At 36.5% G+C, this 18,667-nt stretch carries 16 protein-coding genes; 4 read left to right on the top strand and 12 right to left on the bottom strand.

The window, feature by feature from the left end:
- Positions 1–77 precede the first annotated feature (77 nt).
- On the top strand, positions 78–1,877 hold the full coding sequence (locus MMB69_RS23065) for a cation:proton antiporter (protein ID WP_221785898.1): 1,800 nt from the start codon (positions 78–80) through the stop codon (positions 1,875–1,877).
- 28 nt (positions 1,878–1,905) lie between these two features.
- Here MMB69_RS23065 and MMB69_RS23060 read toward each other — a convergent pair whose 3' ends face one another.
- From MMB69_RS23060 to MMB69_RS23020, 9 genes are all read right to left on the bottom strand, one after another.
- Positions 1,906–3,282 (bottom strand): O-antigen ligase family protein, encoded by a 1,377-nt coding sequence (locus tag MMB69_RS23060; RefSeq protein WP_221785897.1) that lies wholly within the window; start codon positions 3,280–3,282, stop codon positions 1,906–1,908.
- Between the two features lie 25 nt (positions 3,283–3,307).
- Complete coding sequence (gene murJ, locus MMB69_RS23055) at positions 3,308–4,810, bottom strand: murein biosynthesis integral membrane protein MurJ (RefSeq protein WP_028411946.1); 1,503 nt, start codon at positions 4,808–4,810, stop codon at positions 3,308–3,310.
- A gap of 30 nt (positions 4,811–4,840) precedes the next feature.
- Entirely contained in the window at positions 4,841–5,173 is a 333-nt protein-coding gene (locus MMB69_RS23050) for an EamA family transporter (protein WP_014457712.1), read from the bottom strand.
- Positions 5,166–5,501: an EamA family transporter gene (locus tag MMB69_RS23045; protein ID WP_221785896.1), complete on the bottom strand. Its 336-nt coding sequence runs from the start codon at positions 5,499–5,501 to the stop codon at positions 5,166–5,168. Before MMB69_RS23045 ends, MMB69_RS23050 begins: the two co-directional genes overlap by 8 nt.
- Positions 5,501–7,219 (bottom strand): DUF6020 family protein, encoded by a 1,719-nt coding sequence (locus tag MMB69_RS23040; protein ID WP_221785895.1) that lies wholly within the window; start codon positions 7,217–7,219, stop codon positions 5,501–5,503. The genes MMB69_RS23045 and MMB69_RS23040 overlap by 1 nt, the downstream gene beginning before the upstream one ends.
- Before the next feature lie 2 nt (positions 7,220–7,221).
- The gene (locus MMB69_RS23035; RefSeq protein WP_013059871.1) at positions 7,222–8,160 is read right to left on the bottom strand and encodes a glycosyltransferase family 2 protein; all 939 of its coding nucleotides are present in this window, start codon (positions 8,158–8,160) and stop codon (positions 7,222–7,224) included.
- Positions 8,157–9,257: a glycosyltransferase family 4 protein gene (locus MMB69_RS23030; RefSeq protein WP_221785894.1), complete on the bottom strand. Its 1,101-nt coding sequence runs from the start codon at positions 9,255–9,257 to the stop codon at positions 8,157–8,159. The genes MMB69_RS23035 and MMB69_RS23030 overlap by 4 nt, the downstream gene beginning before the upstream one ends.
- A gap of 291 nt (positions 9,258–9,548) precedes the next feature.
- Positions 9,549–10,334, bottom strand: a complete 786-nt coding sequence (locus MMB69_RS23025) for an endonuclease/exonuclease/phosphatase family protein (RefSeq protein WP_221785893.1) — start codon at positions 10,332–10,334, stop codon at positions 9,549–9,551.
- A gap of 4 nt (positions 10,335–10,338) precedes the next feature.
- Positions 10,339–11,976, bottom strand: coding sequence for a PTS transporter subunit IIBC (locus MMB69_RS23020; protein WP_221785892.1), 1,638 nt, complete (start codon positions 11,974–11,976; stop codon positions 10,339–10,341).
- 274 nt (positions 11,977–12,250) lie between these two features.
- Here MMB69_RS23020 and pgmB point away from each other — a divergent pair, with 274 nt between their 5' ends.
- Complete coding sequence (pgmB, locus tag MMB69_RS23015) at positions 12,251–12,958, top strand: beta-phosphoglucomutase (RefSeq protein WP_221785891.1); 708 nt, start codon at positions 12,251–12,253, stop codon at positions 12,956–12,958.
- A gap of 88 nt (positions 12,959–13,046) precedes the next feature.
- Positions 13,047–13,916: a Cof-type HAD-IIB family hydrolase gene (locus MMB69_RS23010; RefSeq protein WP_153252809.1), complete on the top strand. Its 870-nt coding sequence runs from the start codon at positions 13,047–13,049 to the stop codon at positions 13,914–13,916.
- Positions 13,917–13,949: 33 nt separating this feature from the next.
- Here the strand turns inward: MMB69_RS23010 and pdxK are convergent, their stop codons facing one another.
- Positions 13,950–14,774: a pyridoxine/pyridoxal/pyridoxamine kinase gene (pdxK, locus tag MMB69_RS23005; RefSeq protein WP_277448481.1), complete on the bottom strand. Its 825-nt coding sequence runs from the start codon at positions 14,772–14,774 to the stop codon at positions 13,950–13,952.
- A 255-nt stretch (positions 14,775–15,029) separates the two neighbouring features.
- Here pdxK and MMB69_RS23000 point away from each other — a divergent pair, with 255 nt between their 5' ends.
- Entirely contained in the window at positions 15,030–15,821 is a 792-nt protein-coding gene (locus tag MMB69_RS23000) for a hypothetical protein (protein ID WP_277448480.1), read from the top strand.
- 62 nt (positions 15,822–15,883) lie between these two features.
- On the opposite strand, the gene ald is transcribed toward MMB69_RS23000, so the two are convergent.
- Positions 15,884–17,017, bottom strand: coding sequence for an alanine dehydrogenase (gene ald, locus MMB69_RS22995; protein WP_221785888.1), 1,134 nt, complete (start codon positions 17,015–17,017; stop codon positions 15,884–15,886).
- Between the two features lie 253 nt (positions 17,018–17,270).
- Entirely contained in the window at positions 17,271–18,506 is a 1,236-nt protein-coding gene (locus MMB69_RS22990) for a PucR family transcriptional regulator (RefSeq protein ID WP_221785887.1), read from the bottom strand.
- Between the last annotated feature and the right edge of the window lie 161 nt (positions 18,507–18,667).

Below are 18,667 nucleotides of genomic sequence, written 5' to 3'. Positions count from 1 at the left end.
TTGTTTCTTCCTGTATAACATCGGTTTATTTTAGGGAAAATATATACACATTATGCGAACGAGAGAAGGAAGATACAATGGAACCTATGCTTATACATATCACGCTCGTAGTGGGACTAGGAGTTCTATCTCAGTGGCTGGCTTGGAGATTTAAGTTACCAGCAATTGTCGTGATGTCAATTATCGGACTGCTAACAGGCCCTATTTTAGGTTTAATTGATCCTAAAGCACAGTTTGCTCAGCTTTTTGATCCTTTTGTATCGATTGCTGTAGCTGTTATTTTATTTGAAGGCAGCTTGAATTTAGACATGAGAGAGGTAAGAGGAATCGAAAAGCCCGTGTTTCGCATTGTGACGCTCGGAGCCATGCTAGCTTGGATTTTAGGCTCCTTGGCTGCTCATTATATAGCGGATTTATCATGGGCGGTGGCAATTGTTATCGGAGGGCTTTTTATTGTGACGGGTCCAACCGTGATTTTACCTCTTTTACGACAAGCTAAATTAAAACCAAAACCAGCAGCGATTTTAAAATGGGAAGGTATTATTGTTGATCCATTCGGTGCACTGCTGGCCGTTTTTTCGTTTGAAATTGTTCAATTTTTAGTGCTTAGAGAAGTGAGTGGAAAAACAATTCTCTTTTTCTTTGCAGCCTCTATTATTGCTGTTTTAATAGGGTGGCTTCTTGGCCGCGGAATAGGATGGATGTTTCAAAAGGGGCATATTCCAGAGTATTTAAAATCTCCGGTCGTATTTATTGTTGTTATTGCCTGCTTTACAGTAGCTGATGAAATTAAGCATGAAACAGGTCTTCTAGCAGTAACGGCGATGGGGATTACCCTTGCTAATATGCATATTTCATCTATTAGTGATATGCGACATTTTAAAGAGAACATTTCGGTTCTATTGACTTCTACTATTTTTATCATGTTAACGGCTGGACTGACGATGAAGACCATTACTGAAATTTTTCATTGGAATATTATTTTGTTTGTTTTACTTATGCTGTTTATTGTCAGACCTGTCTCCATCTTTTTATCAACGGTAGGGACAGATTTATCTATAAAAGAAAAAATACTGATTGGCTGGATTGCTCCGCGCGGAATTGTGGCGTTAACGGTCTCGAGCTACTTTGCGAAAGTACTAATTGATGAAGGGTTTAAAGATGCTTCGATCTTAACAACGCTGACATTTGCTTTAGTGTTTGCTACGGTTTGTGCACACGGTTTTTCCCTTTCATGGCTAGCTAAGAAGCTTGATTTATCAATTGGAGAAGAACCTGGTATTTTGCTTGTAGGAAGCAATGATTTTACGGTTGCCTTTGCTTCAAAGTTAAAACAGCTAGGCTATCCAGTATTAGTAGCTGATTCTTCGTGGGAGCGGTTAAGAGTTGCGCGCAGAGCGGAAGTAGATGTGTATCACGGAGAAGTTCTAGCTGAGCAAACGGAATATCATCTAGATTTAACTCCTTATGAATATGTGATTGCTGCAACTGAGTTAGATGCATATAATGCGCTTGTTTGTACTGCTTTTCTTCAAGATATGGGACGGAACAATGTTTTTCAATTGAGCATTCGTGACCAAGAAGATTCAAGAGAAGATGTCGATGAAATTATGCACACAGTAAGAGGACGTATGCTCTTTAAGAAAGGAATTACGTGGGAGTTTCTGCATCATAAAATGGAGCACGGATATACGATTTCCAATACAAAAATTACGGATGAATATACGTATAAAACATATCTTGAGGAGAAAAGCGATGATTCTCTTTTACTAGCAGTGAGCAAGCAAGGAAAGGCATTGAGTTTTTTTGCTCATGATCAAGAAATAAACGTTAATGCGGGTGACACGGTGTTAAGCCTTCAGCCATTAAAAAGATAAAAAAACAGGCCTTTAATGGCCTGTTTTTTTATGCTTGTCTTTGTTTAAAATGAATGACGAACAGATAAGCAGCAGCTGCTGCAAAATAGATGGTAACGGCTGGTGCCGTGAAGACATGCCCAGCTACAAAAGCAATTCCAAGAGCTAATACAATTGCTGTACTATACATCATAAAGCTTTCATCAAGAAGCTGTGATGGGTCTTTAAATAATCGAACCAACACGGTTAAACCAACTACTAGAAGTGGAAGAACCCATAGTAAAAATCCGATGATACCTAAAGAGAAAAACAAATCATAAAAATCCATTTCAATCATCTTTGGCGGAAGCTGCTTTGTATAGTCACCAGAAAAGCCCATACCTATCATTTTTCGTGCAATAGGTGCTTTTGCATACTCTTCCTTATGATGAGCTAAGAATTGCTCACGGCTGCTTAGAATCAGATTTTGAATATCTTTGTCATCTAAATTTGATTCCTTTTGTTTTTTCTTTTTAGCCGGCTTTTCTTTTTCTTTCTTTTCCGGCTTTTCTTTCTCTGTTTTCTCTTTTTTAGCCTCTAACATATCGATGTGCGTATATGTGTTTTTATAAGCTGGAGAAATCGGAGTAGTTGCTCCGGTTACAATTAAAAGCAGAATTGAGATTACTAAGTTGGCTTTAATTAAGCTGCGTTTATTCGTAAATAATTTTGCAAATAAGACAACTGTTGCTACAACTAAAGAAAGAATAACGGCACCTAAGCCTACTTTCGTTCCAAGCATGATGGACGAAACGGCTAACAAGATAAAAGGAATCCAGTAATAAGCTTTTGAAAACGAACGTACTTTATCTAAAGCTAAAAGCAGTGTGAGAGGAAGCAAAATAGCAACGGTTGCCCCTAGCTCATTCGCTGCATAAAACCAGCCTTTGAATCCGATTTTATTATACTGATAACTCTCTAGTGCTGTACCTGTTAGCATTGTACCGATAAAAACAATACTGATGATGAGTGAAGCAGTCAATAAATTTTTGCTCAGTATTCTTTTTACATCCACAGATGATCGATAATGTGAAAACATCACAATCATTCCAAGTAATGTAACGTTCATATAAACAACCTTATTGAAAAATTTAATTTCTTGCCCAATATAATAAGGATCTTTCCATTGATGATTTAAGTAGATATTGAGTCCAAGAAAGAGTGCAAAAACAATAAGATAGATAATCGAATATCTAGCCCATTTTGATTGTTTAGCAAACACTAAAAGTAGGACACCTGCAAAAATCATATATAGAAAGCGAATAACAACCCCAATTGAGAGACCACTATCCATGTTCAAAACCATGTACGTCGTTAGCATATCAATAATCGGCTGAATTGAAATAAAACCAACGAACAGAAAAAATAACCAGTATGTGTTCTTCATATAGTACTCTCCTGTTTTACGTGAATTAACGTTTTCTTTTAACTAAAAGCATAACACCTTCTACTCTGCATAATAGCGTCGACATTAAGTATACTAAACCACCTGCAATACAGACAATACCAAATCGTAAGATAACATGTAATGAATTCAAAAATGCGATGTCCTTTAAGAAGAACATGACGATCGCAACAGGTACGGAAGCTAAAAGAATTTTTCCTGTTTCTTTCACTAGATATCCGTAATGGAAGTGATTGATTTGTTTTGCCAGCATAACGAATACGATAGCCGTATAGAAAAAGGCAACTACTGACATGGAAAGTGCTAATCCTTGGTATCCCATAAATTTAGTGAAAATCATGTTAAAGATGATATTTAACACAATGGATAATAAGCCTGCTCTCATAATAAGATAACCTTTTTGAAGAGAATAAAATCCTTTTGCAAGAACAGCTTGCAGGGAATAGAAAAACACCGAACCTAGGTAATAATAAGATACATCCGTTGTTTTTAACGTTGATTGTGCGTCAAATGCACCGCGCTGGTAAGCAATCATTACAATGTCTTTCATATAAAAGATCATGATAACAATCGTTGGAATCAGCAGCATCAGCATAAACGTAATCCCTTTTTCAATTCCTGATTTAAAGCGCTCTTCATCTTTTTCAGAAATGGCTCTTGCAATCAGCGGATAAATAATGGTTGCGACCGTAACCCCGAATATTGCCTGGGGAATACTTACAAGTCTGAAGGCGTAATTTAAGTATGAAATAACACCTTCACCAAAGGAGCCAGCAAAGAAGAAGTTTACAGTTAAATTAATTTGACCGACCATAATGGTCACACCAACAGGGATGAATACTTTATAAAAAGCCACCACTTCATCACGGTCAATTTTTTGCTTCCATAACAGCAGATGCTGCGGTTTAAAATAGACAACTTTAATTAAGAAAGAAGCAATTGTTCCTACAAAGTAGCCAAGAGCAATTGCATAGCCGCCCATAATTGAATGTAATAGGATTGTACTTAAAATCGTAAATAGTACAACAACTGTTTGAGAAAACACGGAGAAAGAATATTGACTTCGTGCATCAAATACACCTTCGTATACGGCATTCACTCCAACTAGTGAAAGAGATAAGAAGTACATAACGCCCGTATAAATTCCTAGTTCAATTGCTGCTTTGGAAAAATTAGAATACGAAGCGGGAAAGTAAAAGAAAGCGGCAATTGATCCGAGAACCGAAATAATGAAACAAATAAGAAAGGTTGATTTAACAATATTAGTCAAATGAACCTTTCCTTTATTTTCTTTTTCATAACGTAAATAACTAGGAATAAACGCATCCTTCATCCCCGTTAACATAAATAAAATAAAAGCGTTTGGAATAATCATTGCTGCGTTGTATGAATCGACGATATAACTTGTACCGAAATAGTTAGCAATAACTAAATCACGAATCATACTAGAAAATTTCAAAAATAATGTTGATATGAGCAGTAAAATGCTCGCGAATTTTAAGTTTTTCATGCGAAACTCCTACCTTTTCAAGTTATCTCATCAACTATTAGCAATAAAAAAGCATCCGACAATTAGAAGAATACAGCCGATAACTTGTTTTGTTGTAACTTTTTCTTTAATTAAAAAGTAACCGAATGTTAATGTCCAAATATACGTAATAGACGTAAGCGGAAATACAATAGAATAAGGTAACAGTGTTAAAACATACACATTAAGCAGAGCTGCCGCCCCGTAAAAAAGGCCGCCGCCTACAAAGCAAATAAGCGCTAGCTTTATCTTTTTTTCATTTAAATACGTAGAAATATACTTGAAAAAGACAGCTCCAACTGAACCTAAAAGGGTCATAATAATTAAAAGTGGGATACTATTCATCTTGGCCACCTACTAAAATTACACCTACGATAATAATAAAAGTACCGACCAGCTTCATAGGGCTAATGGTTTCATTTAATAGAAAGAAACCAAGAGCAATGCTGATGACGTATCCTAGGCTTAAAAATGGATGAAGCAAGGAAACTCTTTCAAATTTAAAAGCGGCAATCATAAACACCGCTCCTAATCCATAAAGAAAAAAACCAATAATTAAATTTAAGTTAAATGAAGCTTCGGACAACTTCCAAAAAAGTTGTCCAACAGCTGTAAACAGGGAAGCCACAATAATGAGTGTGATTCCTAGCTTTTTGTTGTAATTGCTCTCCATCAGGAGGTCACATCCTTTTCTTTCTGATCAAATCGGATAAAAGGAAGACCAATAAAGAAGAAAGACACAAATACGCTTGCTAATAAATATCGGAAATCTTGAGCCGGCAATGCTGCAAGAACAGAAAGCGTGTTAAGAGCCCACGGAATGACGATAATAAGTGACATAATTCCTCTTCGAATCACTAGCATTAATGAAAATAATAAAATGACACAGTGATAAAAAGCTGGTTTCCATAAGAATGTAAAAACAGGGTGCTTAAAAATAGCTAAGTAAGCATTAGCAGTATGTGTAATAAACGGCTCGATTACTTTATTTTTAAGACCTAAATCATTGCCGTAATAAATGTTGGTTACATACGTATCCGTGTAGCCATCTTTAAAAGGATTGATTTGCCATACTAAAGCCGTTTGTTTGAGAAAGCCTTCCGTTGCTAGATAAGGATTTTTGATGACAATGCTAGCATAGTTCTTAAAGTAAAGACCTAAATCATTAAAAATAAATTCGCGGTCATAGTATTTCCACGTGAATTTAATTGGATCACTTTTGTATGGATTATACTTTTCTTTCCACAATTCAATAGGAAGCACTTTATTAAAATATTCCCGCTCTTCTTTTGACATCTCCCCATCATTTGAAATGATATTTGCAATTTGTTGAGTTGGAATAGACAAAGCTTCATTTGGATCTGAAGGTTTTACATCAAGCCACGTGAACACAGGGCCTGTAACAATCTTTTGTAAAATAAAGACGACTAAGAAAATCGTGACAAGAGGTTTCCAATTTTTTCTGAATAAGACGATCATTAAAAGGAAAGTCAAAACAAATACAGGAAAACCATTATGTCTAAAGAAAGCTACTCCAAATGCGGAAAGTAAAAGTAAGAAAAAGCTCGCTTTACTTTTAACCCAAGTACCTTTTGACAGATAAATTTTTGCAATGTTCACCGTAAAAAACAGCAGAAAAGCACTGTATAAAATGTCTTTCCAAATAATAATTGAAAAGATTAAAAAGCTTGGAATAATGACAATAATAGCTGTTAAAAGTCCAATCATAACAGGATGTGCTTTGCGTTTAATGAAAAAGTCAAACGTATAGGCGTATATGCTCACTACAACAACAATTTGTGTGAACGCTACAATGCCTGGATTATCCCATATTTTTGTCAGCAGCATAATGAGCCACGTAATCATAATAGGGTGCCAATCGTTAAATTCTCCGTTATGTGCCTGTCTCCACTGTGCTAATGAATCGGGAGTCATGGCCGCTGGGAAAAAGGCGAACCAGTAATATAGACTAACAGCTAAAATAAGAATCGTAACAATTCCTAGGTAACGCTTTGGGTGTGCAAATGTATAGTGAAAATCGTTTATCTGTTTGATAGCGCTGAGTACAGCGGCCGTCAGCAGCATTGCCAATAGAGTACGGCTGATGGCATACAAAACGAGTAAGAAAATAGTTGAGCTCGTCATATGTAAGTTATCTAAAAGTGAAAACTGTACGATAAACGAAAAAACAATCAGCAATAGCCATTCTAGCGGTTTAAATGAAGCATAAGCTCTATTTTTATAAATAAAAATAGAGCTTATGCTGGTAAATACAAGTGCAGCAAAAAGGGAAAGATAGTGAACACCGTCTGGATTACCAATACTTAAACCGATAAGAATAATTAAAGCTGTTACTGTAAGCAGTAAAATACTTTTTCTATTCTTCATCATTGTTATTCTCCTACTTGTTCAATCTGTTCAATTTTTTTATTTAGTTCTAATTCATATTGCTTGCGATTTAATGAAGCGATTGTATCTAGAATTAATCCACAGACGAAAGATAAAACACCTAACACCATCAATCCAGTTGCTAAGATAGATGACGGTACTTTGGTAATAAAGCCTGTATCAAAAAATTCATAAAGTACTGGAGCACCAACAGCTAATCCTGCGACAATAAATAACACTGTCCAAATGGAGAAGAACTGAAGCGGCTTGTACTCTTTAAATAACGTAAAAATCATTCGTAACACTTTAAATCCATCAGAGAACGTATTAAGTTTCGATTCGCTGCCTTCAGGTCGATCGCGATAATCGATCGCGATTTCTTTTAGGCGGAAGCGTTTATCTAACGCGTGAAGACTCATTTCTGTTTCAATTTCAAATCCCGGGCTCATCACGGGTATTGATTTTACAAATAATTTATCGTACGCACGATAACCTGTCATGATATCTTTAATGTTGCTTTTGTACAGGCCATTAATTAAAGAACGCACTAAGTTGTTACCAAAATTATGGAAAGCACGTTTGTTTTCTTCGAGATACGTTCCGTTTGATAAACGATCTCCAATGACCATGTTAGCTTCTCGATTTCTAATAGGCTCAATTAATTGATGAACAAATTCTGCAGGATACGTATCATCTCCATCTACCATGACATAACAATCTGCATCAATTTCTTGAAACATCGAACGTACAACATTTCCTTTTCCTTGCTTGAATTCTTTTTTGACGATTGCCCCGTGTTCAAGTGCAATTTCACTTGTGCGATCTTTTGAATTGTTGTCGTACACATAAATATCTGCACTAGGCAGTTCGCGTTTGAAATCGTCAATTACTTTTCCAATTGTTACTTCCTCGTTATAACAAGGAATTAAAACTGCGACTTTCATTTTTCCACCTCATCAAAAAAAATTGTTGGGAGTTGTTCAGCAATTACATCTACTGTGTAGCGGTTTGCTGTTTGTAACGCCTGTTGAGACATTTGCTGTTTCACATCTTCAGGAAGATTAATAAAAGCCTGTAGCTGTGAAGCTAGTTCGTCTACATTTTTGGGCTCAAAGAATAGACCATTTTTTCCGTCTATAATGTAATCTTTTAGACCACCAATCTGACTCCCAATTACGGGTGCTCCGCAAGCCATAGCTTCGAGGCCGACTAAGCCCAAACTTTCTCCTTTTCTTACGGTCGGAAACACGAATGCTTCAATTGCATTATATACGTAAGCAAGAGAGGACTGAGGAAGGAGAGGGAAATGGATGACTTTTTCCTCTAGACCTAGAGTCTTGATCATTTCCTTAAATGCAGCTTCATCTTTTCCGCTTCCAACGTATAGGTATTTGTAAGAAGTGGGCATTTGTTGTTCAGCTTTTGCAATTGCTTGCAGGTAGTATTCCCATCCTTTACCCACATCAATGCGGCTTACACATCCAAGATAACGGATAGTAGGGTCCAAGTTTAGTTCTTGATAAGCTTTGCTTTTATCTGCATAAGGGTGAAACAGATCTTTATTCACTCCTCCGCTTGGAAAAATATAGATTGGGTTATGAACCTTATATTTCTCTTCAACGAGCCCTTTATAATAAGGAGAAGGAGTAATAATTTTAGTAGAATGGTGCAATAAGTCATTTACTCTAGGCTGATACTTTTCCTGTGAAGGTACTTCAGGTACAACGTCTGAACCATGCACGTTTGTCACAATCTTCACATTCTTCTTTAGCTTTTTAAGAATCAGCAGCGGAAGAGCATTATGAGATGCATAATGTACGTAAAGGTAGTCGTAGTTTTTTGTCAAGCCCGTCAAGACGACATTAGCATAATGAGAAGCATAGCTAAAAAGCTTGCTTAATTTGCTTGTCTTTTTTTGCATGACAATTTTATCAACTTGAATACCATGTTGAACTAAAATTTTTTCAGTGTTTTGAACAAATACACCATAGCTCGGGAATTTTTCCGAAGGATACATATTTGAAATCAACAAAATTTTCATGATTGTTTCACACCTATTTTTCTTTATTAGTTTATGATAATGACAACGGGTGTTCATTTAAATAGAGCTTACATGTATCATCTTATTATTAAGTTGAGCGATTTCATTGATAAACATGCAAAAATGGGTTGCATATCGCCAACATCACAATATTATAGCACACCTACTTTTTAAAATGCGAAAGTTTATCGGACACTTCTAAAACGATAGATAAAGCGGTAAAGAAGATGATTTTTACATCATCATAATCACACGAAAAAAAGCGAACGCTATTCGTTCGCTTTATGTCACTTATTTCACTTCAACGCTTACCCCAAAATGGTCGGAAACAACGGGATAATGTATGCCGTTAAACACCACAGTTGATGACTGAATATCCTGCGCATGACTCGATAGAATTAGATCAAGGCGCAGTGCCCGGTCATTATCATCCCATCCAGCAATGTTACCTTTAACTGTAATACCGCTGTCTTTTTTGTTCGATAGAGTATACGTATCATAGAGGCCTTGGCTCAACAGGTAGTCGTAACCTTCATTTCGTCTATGAGCGTCATTATTAAAGTCTCCGAGTAGGAAAAATGGATTATCTTTGTGTACATGAGCTAGCAGTGTATCAACTTGCTGCTTGAACGGCTCTTCCTCGTCATCCCACCAGCCAAGATGACAAGAATAAAACGTAAGAAGTTCTTTTTCATATTCGATTGTGGCTCCAACAATTCTTCTCGTTTTCCAGTAGTCAATATTTGACGTTTGTGAAACGAAAAATGAATGCTCTTCAATAACCGGATGTTTTGTTAAAATGGCAATTCCTTCTTCATACACTTCATAGCCTATATGAGATAAATCCCATACCAATTGATAGTCTTCACCTTGCTTACCCAGTTCTTTTGCTAAAAGCCAAGCGTAATTATCGCTGCGAATGTAGTCATATACATAAGGTGCGTCTACTTTTTGGCTTACTTCCTGTAAAGCAATGACATCATATTTTTCTTTTTTAATTACTTCAGCTAGACAAGATAACTTGTCTAGCTGATTTTCCTCTTGCCAAGAGTGGCAATTTAACGTTAATAGCTTCATTATGTTAAGCTCCTAACAAATCTTGAATGTCGGATTTCAAAACATCCGCTTTAGGTCCATAAATAGCTTGTACCCCTTTATCTTTCAAGATTAAACCAAGGGCTCCGTTTTGTTTCCACTCACTTTCTCCTGCAACGGCATGTATATCTTTTACCGTTACACGTAAGCGAGTCATACAAGCATCAACGTCTTCAATATTGTTTTCTCCGCCAAGCAGTCCAATAATGACTGGTGCAAGCGAATCATTTTTCACCTGCTTGCTGCTTGCTGCAGTTGTTTCTTCATCAATATAGTTTCCGTTACGTCCCGGCGTTGGGAAGTTAAAACGTTTAATTAAGAAGTTTGCCACTCCAAAATTTAAGCCAAAGAATACAAGGCAGGCGATGACAAAGTTCATTAAGTCAGCCCATAGTCCGGCTTTGATAATCATTGGTGTACGTGTTAATAGTTCAATTACGCCAAATGAGTGTACGCGAACATGAACAATATCAACAATGGCAAAAGCCAGTCCCGTCATAATTGCATATACGACATATAAAAGAGGTGCTGCGAACATGAACATAAATTCGATTGGTTCTGTTACGCCTGTTAAGAAAACAGCTAGTCCAGCTGAAAAGAACATTGAACGATATTTTGAACGTTTGTCAGGATCTACGTTACGATACATTGCTAAAGCGATTCCAATTAGCGACGCACAAGATAAAATCATCTGTCCTACTTTAAAGCGTGCAGGTGTAACGTCATGTAATAACTGCTTGTAGCTTTCCATATCTCCTGCAGCGCGGAAGTTATTTAAATCTGCAATCCAAGCAAGCCATAAAGGATCTTGACCGGCAACCGTGGAACCTGCTCCAGAACCCGTTAAAATTTTGTACGTTCCGCCTAGCTCCGTGTAGTTCATAGGAACTGTCAGCATATGATGAAGACCAAATGGAAGAAGCAGACGTTCTAATGCTCCGAAAATAAATGGTGCTAGAATAGGAGCTGTGTCTCTAGATGTTGCAATCCACTGTCCGAAGCTGTTTAATGAACCTTGGATAAACGGCCATACAATGGATAAAAGCAGTGCTGTTACAACTGAACCACCGATGACCACAAATGGTACGAAGCGCTTGCCGTTAAAAAACGAAAGGGCTTCAGGCAATTTATCATAGTTATAATATTTATTGAATAAATTTGCGCCTAAAAAACCAGCGATAATTCCTACGAATACTCCCATGTTAAGAGCTGGAGCTCCTAAAATAGATGTGAAGTAGTCTTTTACTACTAACTCTTGTCCAAATAGTGAGTGAACCGTTGCTTTTGGATCTGAAAGCATTTCTGCTTGAACTCCAAAAATAGCTCCTGTAATTCGGTTAATAAGAACGAATGCAATAAGTGCAGCAAATGCACCTCCAGCACGTTCTTTAGCCCAAGACCCCCCGATGGCAACAGCGAACAAGATGTGAAGATTTGTAATGATACCCCAACCTATATCTTCCATCACGCGTGCGATTGTTTGTACAGCAGTGATGTCTCCCCCAGTCATTGCAACTAGCTTTCCAAGTGAAATCATAATACCAGCTGCGGGCATAACCGCTACTACTACTAATAAAGCCTTACCGAATTTCTGCCAAAAATCAAATGAAAAGAACTTTTTCATAGTTTTTCCCCTTCCCCTATGTATGGGTTTTCATTTTATTTTTTGATAAACTATATTTCCAAGATAGTGCAACCGTTTGCATAAACCTATTGTAATAAAAGGGCTTTCATAATGCAAGACTGTAATTTCTCTTTTTTGAAAAATTTATTCATGAATCATAAATGATGAAAAAATTTTTATGATAAAGTGAACAATATCAACGGTATTTTAACATGATGGAATGTAATAAAAGCATTCAAATAATGGCATAAAGACAAGTACAGAGGAGGATAATATGAAAAAAGAAGAGCTACAAGCGATTATTTTTGATTTAGACGGTGTTATTGCAGATACGGTACATTTATACTATAAAGCAAATAAAAAAGTAGCAGATCAACTTAACGTTTCATTTTCTGAAAAACTCAATCAGCAGCTGCAGGGGATCAGCCGAGTGAAAACTGTAGAGCTCATTGCTGCCCAAGGAAATGTACATCTGACAGTGGAAAAAAAAGAACAGCTTGCTGATGAAAAGAATAAGCATTATCAAGCATTAATAAAGGAAATGACAAAGAATCACTTACTTCCAGGAATACAATTGTTGTTAGAGGATTGTAAAAAACAAGGTATTAAAATGGCGATTGCTTCTTCTAGTTCAAATGCAAATACTGTAGTGGATGCGTTAGGAATACGTCTTTTTTTTGATTGCATTGTGGATGTGAGAAAAATAAAGAAGGGAAAACCAGATCCAGAAATATTTTTGACAGCTGCCGATCAATTAAAAGTAACACCCTATGCATGTGTGGCTATAGAAGATGGAGAGGCGGGGATAAAAGCTATTAATCAAACAGATATGGTTTCTATCGGCGTTGGTAAGCATCTGAAGGAAGAGAATATGAATTTTCACGTATATTCAACAGCTGATTTGCGTTTAAAGACGATCAAAGAGGTTTTCGAAAAAGCAAGAAAAGGAACAGATTATAACAGCACGTATACAAAAAATTAGTAAATCTTTTACATGCAAGTAGCAAAGCGCAAAAAAACATATGCTAGAATAAAATAAGAGAGCAAAGATACATAGGAAGGGGTACATCATGATTAAATGTATTGCGATCGATATGGATGGAACTTTAGTAAATAGTGAACAAGTTGTAAGTAAAGAAAATGCCCAAGCGATTAAGACAGCTCAAAAGGCAGGGGTGGAAGTTGTTGTTGCTACGGGACGTTCTTATGAAGAGGCCCGCTATGTTTTAGAAGAAGCAGGACTTCATACATATTTAATTTGTGCAAACGGAGCGGAGCTTCGGAATCCACAAGGGGAAAAACAATATTCAGTAGGCATGACGATGGAATCTATTCGCGAAGTAGAAAATATTTTTAAGAAGTTTCAGCTGTACTTTGAAGTCTATACAAGTGAAGGTACGTATTCAAATGACTATGAAAAAGCTTTGTCGGTATTAATGGATATTTATTTAAGCGCTAGCTTAAAAGATAATTATGAAAAATCGTTAGAAGCGGCAAAAGAGCGTTTCAATAGCGGCAGAGTAAAGCTTATTGAAGAGTATGAAGCGTTGTTTCAAGATCCAAACAAGGATATTTATAAGCTGCTTGCTTTCTCTTTTGACGAAGAAAAGTTAGAACAGGCAAAAATAGAACTTGTGAAGTTAGATTCCATTGCAGTCAGTGCATCTGGTAAAGAAAATATTGAAATAAATGATGAAAATGCTCAAAAAGGAATTGCAGTTACATCATTTGTTCAAGAACGTCATATTTCTTTAGAAGAAACGATGGCCATTGGAGACAATTATAATGATGTATCAATGTTTCAGAGAGTTGGACGTGCTGTAGCGATGGGAAATGCACCTCAAGAAATTAAAGAGTTTGCCGATTTAGTAACAGGAACGAATGACGAGCACGGCGTAGCTCAAGCCATTTTAAATGCCCTTGAAACAGTCAAACAATAAGCAAACTAAAAAGCATGCCTTTAGGCATGCTTTTTAGTTTGCTACTTTTTCTTTTTTACGACGGTACGCACCGTGGTTTGTTGGTCCAACATATTGATTTAAAGCAAATGAATGACGAATTGCTTCTGTAATAAATTCTTTTGCTGTATAAATAGCTTGTTTAACGTTACTGCCTTTTGCCAATTCAGCAGCAATCGCAGCTGAGTATGTGCATCCAGCACCGTGTGTAAATGTCGTTTCAATACGTTCAGACTCCAAGATTTCAAACGTCTTTCCATCATAAAGTAAATCGATTGCTTTTTCGTGCTCTAATTTACTTCCGCCTTTAATCAATACATATTCGGCACCAAGTTCAGAAATTTTCACGGCCGCTTCTTTCATTTTATCGACCGTTTTGATAGGACCAAGTCCGCTTAATTGGCTAGCTTCAAATAAGTTAGGCGTTACGACTGTTGCTTTTGGAACTAGTACATCACGCAAGCTGACAGTTGTTTCCGGGTGAAGCGCTTCGTCTTCTCCTTTACATACCATCACAGGATCTACTACGACATTTTTCAAACCGTATTCTTCAATTGTTTTTGCGGCTAGCTCAATAATTTCCACTGAGCCAAGCATACCTGTTTTGAGAGCTTGTATGCCTACGCCTTTTACAATTGTTTTTAACTGCTGTTCAACAGTTGAAACTTCTTGTGGAAATACGTTATGAGACCAGCTGTTATCGGGATCCATTGTTACAATTGTTGTTAAAGCTGTCATTCCGTAAACACCCAGTTCTTGGAATGTTTTTAAATCCGCTTGAATGCCAGCTCCGCCGCTGCTGTCAGAACCAGCAATGGTTAATGCTTTATTCATTGTCATAAAAAATCCTCCCGTATTTTAAGTTCATAGAGAAAATAGAGTAAAACTTCCACCGGTCGGTTTTTAGCTGCCCAATGTGTTTTAGATAACTTTCTTCCATTCACTTTTTCTTCTATTTTATCGCTTTTAATGTAGATATTCAATTTCTAAAAACTGTATGAATCGTAAGTGTATACTTTTGTCTTAGCCTCTTTTACCTTATGGTACAAGCACTCTTTCTTTTCATGAATAGAATAAAGAGAAACTTAAGAAAGGGTGATTCACATAAAAAAACATTCTAATCATGACAGTTATAAAGACGATTCGTATTCTTTCAATAAATCACAGCCTCGCAAAAAAAATCACAAAGATTATTATATGAATTCAAATTTAACAAACGATCACTTCACAACTGTTAAGGCAGGCACTTTAAATGTTTGTATAATTGTATTACCAGGAGCTAAAGTTGATAGAAACTTCAAAGATAATCAGTCTATAGTTCCCAATCGTGTAAAAAGAGACATAGCGGCTGCTAACAGAATATGGAAACAATATGAGAAAAAACGATTAACCCAAGGTGTTACATTTACTATTACACGTTCAGTTGTTTTTTTGGAAAACATCAATGGCATTGTTAGTAATGCGGAAAATTTTCCAATTGGAGGGGCTAGTCATCTTACAATGGTACAAGCAATGCTTAAAACTGGCCGAAAGGTTTGTCAAAATGCTGATGTGTATGTATTTTACATGAATGGAAATAGATTTGGGCCTGTTAATTTTGACTATTCATCTACTCTCGCTGTGACTTATAACTCTTTTCCGCTTATTATTATGACAAATGCAAGTACAGATGAGTATCTTCTCGCACATGAATTGGGTCATTTTATGTTTATTACGAATCGTTTTAACGAGACGGATGATCCAGAACCTTTTCATGAACTAGATGGAAATCATAATAAAACGCCTAGTAACCTTATGTTTCCTACTCCTGAATTCTGGCCAATAGTACCGGAGATTACCAGTGAACAGATACACAAAGCTTTAAATAGTCGTGTTTTTTACCGCTGATTGTTGTTCATGCAAAATAAAAACGCCCTTAACAGAGGGTTAAGGGCGTTTTTCACTTTTTATTAAATAGAAGCTAATTCTTTTTCAAGAGCTACGTCTACTGATACATAATCATAACCTAAATCATGTGCAACTGCTTCGTACGTAATGGCTCCGTTTGCAACGTTCACTCCTAATTTTAACGCTTTGTTTTGAGCGATTGCTTTGTGAACACCTTTAGAAGCAATTTGAAGTGCGTAAGGTACCGTTACATTTGTTAGAGCAATCGTTGATGTGCGAGGAACTGCTCCCGGCATGTTTGCAACTGCATAGTGTACAACGCCGTGCTTTTCATAAGTCGGCTGATCGTGTGTTGTAATGTGGTCGATTGTTTCAACAATACCACCTTGGTCGATTGCTACGTCAACAATAACAGAACCTGGCTTCATTGTTTTCACCATTTCTTCTGTTACTAGTTTTGGAGCTTTTGCACCTGGGATTAATACTGCGCCAATCACTAGATCTGACTCCGCTACTGCATCCGCAATATTATAAGGGTTTGACACTAGCGTATTGATTTGGTTGCCAAAGATATCGTCTAATTGACGTAAGCGTTCAGGACTTAAATCAATAATTGTTACATCAGCACCGAGACCGATTGCGATTTTTGCAGCATTTGTACCAACACCGCCGCCTCCGATAATCGTTACTTTTCCGCGGCTAACTCCAGGAACACCCGCTAGTAAAATTCCTTTTCCACCGTTTGATTTTTGAAGGAATTGTGCACCGATTTGAGCAGCCATACGTCCTGCTACTTCGCTCATAGGCGTTAATAGAGGCAATGTACGATTTACTGCTACTGTTTCATAAGCAATGGCTGTTACGCCGCTATCTTTTAATGCTTTTGCTAGTGCTGGTTCAGCTGCTAAGTGAAGGTATGTGAATAAGATAAGACCTGGTCTAAAATAGCCGTATTCACTTGCTAGTGGTTCTTTTACTTTCATAACCATTTCAGCTTGTGCCCACACGTCAGCTGCTGTCTCAACAATTTCAGCTCCAGCTTTTACATAATCTTCGTTTGTGAAGTTACTTCCAATACCCGCTTCATTTTCAATTAATACACGATGACCTGTACCAACAAATGATGCTACGCCTGCTGGTGTAATCGCTACCCGGTTTTCGTTGTTTTTGATTTCTTTTGGTACGCCAATAATCATGATTAATTTCCCCCTTGGTCGTTTGTGTACCTTTAGTATAAAGAAAGTTTTATGAAATTTCTTTGTCTAGAAAGAAGAATTGAAGAAGTAGTTTTTGTTTAAACACACAAATGTAAACGCTTACTTATCAGAATTTTTAATTTTTGTGTAAGGTAATCTAACATCATAAAGAAATAAAAAGTGAAAAAAAAGAGCTATTCGTTTATTTTCCAATAAACGAATAGCTCAATGTTAAAAAAAGTAACATCATCTGTTATTTTTTATATTTCATTAACTTAATATCAATATAAAGAGTCATTTTTTGATTAACGTCCTTTAAGTTAATATCACCAATCTCTGAAATTCGCTTTAATCGATAGCTAAGTGTATTCATATGCACATTTAATTCTTTTGCTGCTTCGTTAATGTTATTATCATTATTTAAAAATACTTCGAGAGTCTCCACCAAGTTGCTATTATGACGAAGATCGTAATCAGTTAGCTTCTTTAAAGAATGGTTTTCAAATTGATCTTGCACGCGCTTTTCTAAAATAACGTCAAGAAATTGATAAATACCTAATTCCTGATAGTTAATAATCTCTCTCGTTTCTTCTGGAAACTTACTTTTCATATCTAATACGTTCAAGGCTTCTTTATAACTTTTTTCGATATGATCGTGCGATGAATAAATACTGCTGCAGCTGGCTTTAATTTGAGTAACATCAAAGCGTTCATACATGTTGCCTCTAAAATAGTCTACAAAATCTCGCTGTTCATCAAGAGGGTTTTCAACTGCATCCAAAGAAAGCAGTAAGATTAAATCATTGCAATCAATCGTGTAAAGCACGATTTTCAAGCGGTGCATCGTTTTTAGCATATACGAGATTTGACGTTCAGCTTCAGGCCTAATATCTTCTTGGAAGCGGAAGATAGCAATGGAAAACGTTGATGGAGCTGTAATTTGAGCTTCATAAAACGCTTCTGAAATTTCTTGGCGAGACTTAATGTGACCAGTTAATAACTTCCAGAAAAATTCCTGTGAACGTTCCTCTCGTTTATACTTTCGAATTTGAAGCTGTAGCAATTTATTTTTTAATACATTCGCAGCTTTTTTTAATAGCTCTACTTCTTCGTCGCCTAAGGCTTTCTCAATTTCAACAGCCCAAATGAATCCTAGAACTTCTTCATTTTTCCAGATGGAAATAGCTATACGATCTCCAAGCCCAATTTCATTTATATTTTTCACACGCACAGGCTCATTTGTCTCAAGCAGTTTAGGAATAATGCCTTCTTTCCATAAGTTGTTGATGACTTTTTCCGGAACTCTTCTTCCAATAATCGTGGCAATACGCGCCTGGTCCGTTCTTTCGTCATGGGTGCTATAAGCTAATAAGCGATGATTAGCATCTTCAATGGTAATAGGACAGTTCAATACTTCGCTAATGCGATCAGCGAATTCTTCAAGCGTATCAAAATTTTCCTTGAACGGATCTTTGATTGGTTTCGTCATATATAAAATCCCTCTTCATAAAACAAAATAAGTACTAGTACAGCTTTTTTAGCTGCAATAAATATAGTAAAACGGTAACAACCGTGTTGATCATCAATTCGTTGAAATGATTAACTGCTTAATATTTTAACAAAAGTAATTGTTTAAGAAAATGTTAAAAT

Source organism: Priestia sp. P5 (assembly GCF_029522155.1).
Taxonomy (GTDB): Bacteria; Bacillota; Bacilli; order Bacillales; family Bacillaceae_H; genus Priestia; species Priestia megaterium_E.
This window is presented reverse-complemented; position numbering and strand designations above follow the sequence as displayed.

Excerpts from the sequence above, each read along its gene's own strand:
- MMB69_RS23040 (WP_221785895.1), bottom strand. The coding sequence starts at position 7,219 with ATGATGAAGAATAGAAAAAGTATTTTACTGCTTACAGTAACAGCTTTA.
- MMB69_RS23025 (WP_221785893.1), bottom strand. The coding sequence starts at position 10,334 with ATGAAGCTATTAACGTTAAATTGCCACTCTTGGCAAGAGGAAAATCAG.
- MMB69_RS23020 (WP_221785892.1), bottom strand. The coding sequence starts at position 11,976 with ATGAAAAAGTTCTTTTCATTTGATTTTTGGCAGAAATTCGGTAAGGCT.
- MMB69_RS23060 (WP_221785897.1), bottom strand. The coding sequence starts at position 3,282 with ATGAAGAACACATACTGGTTATTTTTTCTGTTCGTTGGTTTTATTTCA.
- MMB69_RS23050 (WP_014457712.1), bottom strand. The coding sequence starts at position 5,173 with ATGAATAGTATCCCACTTTTAATTATTATGACCCTTTTAGGTTCAGTT.
- MMB69_RS23010 (WP_153252809.1), top strand. The coding sequence starts at position 13,047 with ATGATTAAATGTATTGCGATCGATATGGATGGAACTTTAGTAAATAGT.
- pdxK (WP_277448481.1), bottom strand. The coding sequence starts at position 14,774 with ATGACAATGAATAAAGCATTAACCATTGCTGGTTCTGACAGCAGCGGC.
- MMB69_RS23035 (WP_013059871.1), bottom strand. The coding sequence starts at position 8,160 with ATGAAAGTCGCAGTTTTAATTCCTTGTTATAACGAGGAAGTAACAATT.
- ald (WP_221785888.1), bottom strand. The coding sequence starts at position 17,017 with ATGATTATTGGCGTACCAAAAGAAATCAAAAACAACGAAAACCGGGTA.
- MMB69_RS23045 (WP_221785896.1), bottom strand. The coding sequence starts at position 5,501 with ATGGAGAGCAATTACAACAAAAAGCTAGGAATCACACTCATTATTGTG.
- MMB69_RS23065 (WP_221785898.1), top strand. The coding sequence starts at position 78 with ATGGAACCTATGCTTATACATATCACGCTCGTAGTGGGACTAGGAGTT.
- MMB69_RS23030 (WP_221785894.1), bottom strand. The coding sequence starts at position 9,257 with ATGAAAATTTTGTTGATTTCAAATATGTATCCTTCGGAAAAATTCCCG.
- MMB69_RS22990 (WP_221785887.1), bottom strand. The coding sequence starts at position 18,506 with ATGACGAAACCAATCAAAGATCCGTTCAAGGAAAATTTTGATACGCTT.
- pgmB (WP_221785891.1), top strand. The coding sequence starts at position 12,251 with ATGAAAAAAGAAGAGCTACAAGCGATTATTTTTGATTTAGACGGTGTT.
- murJ (WP_028411946.1), bottom strand. The coding sequence starts at position 4,810 with ATGAAAAACTTAAAATTCGCGAGCATTTTACTGCTCATATCAACATTA.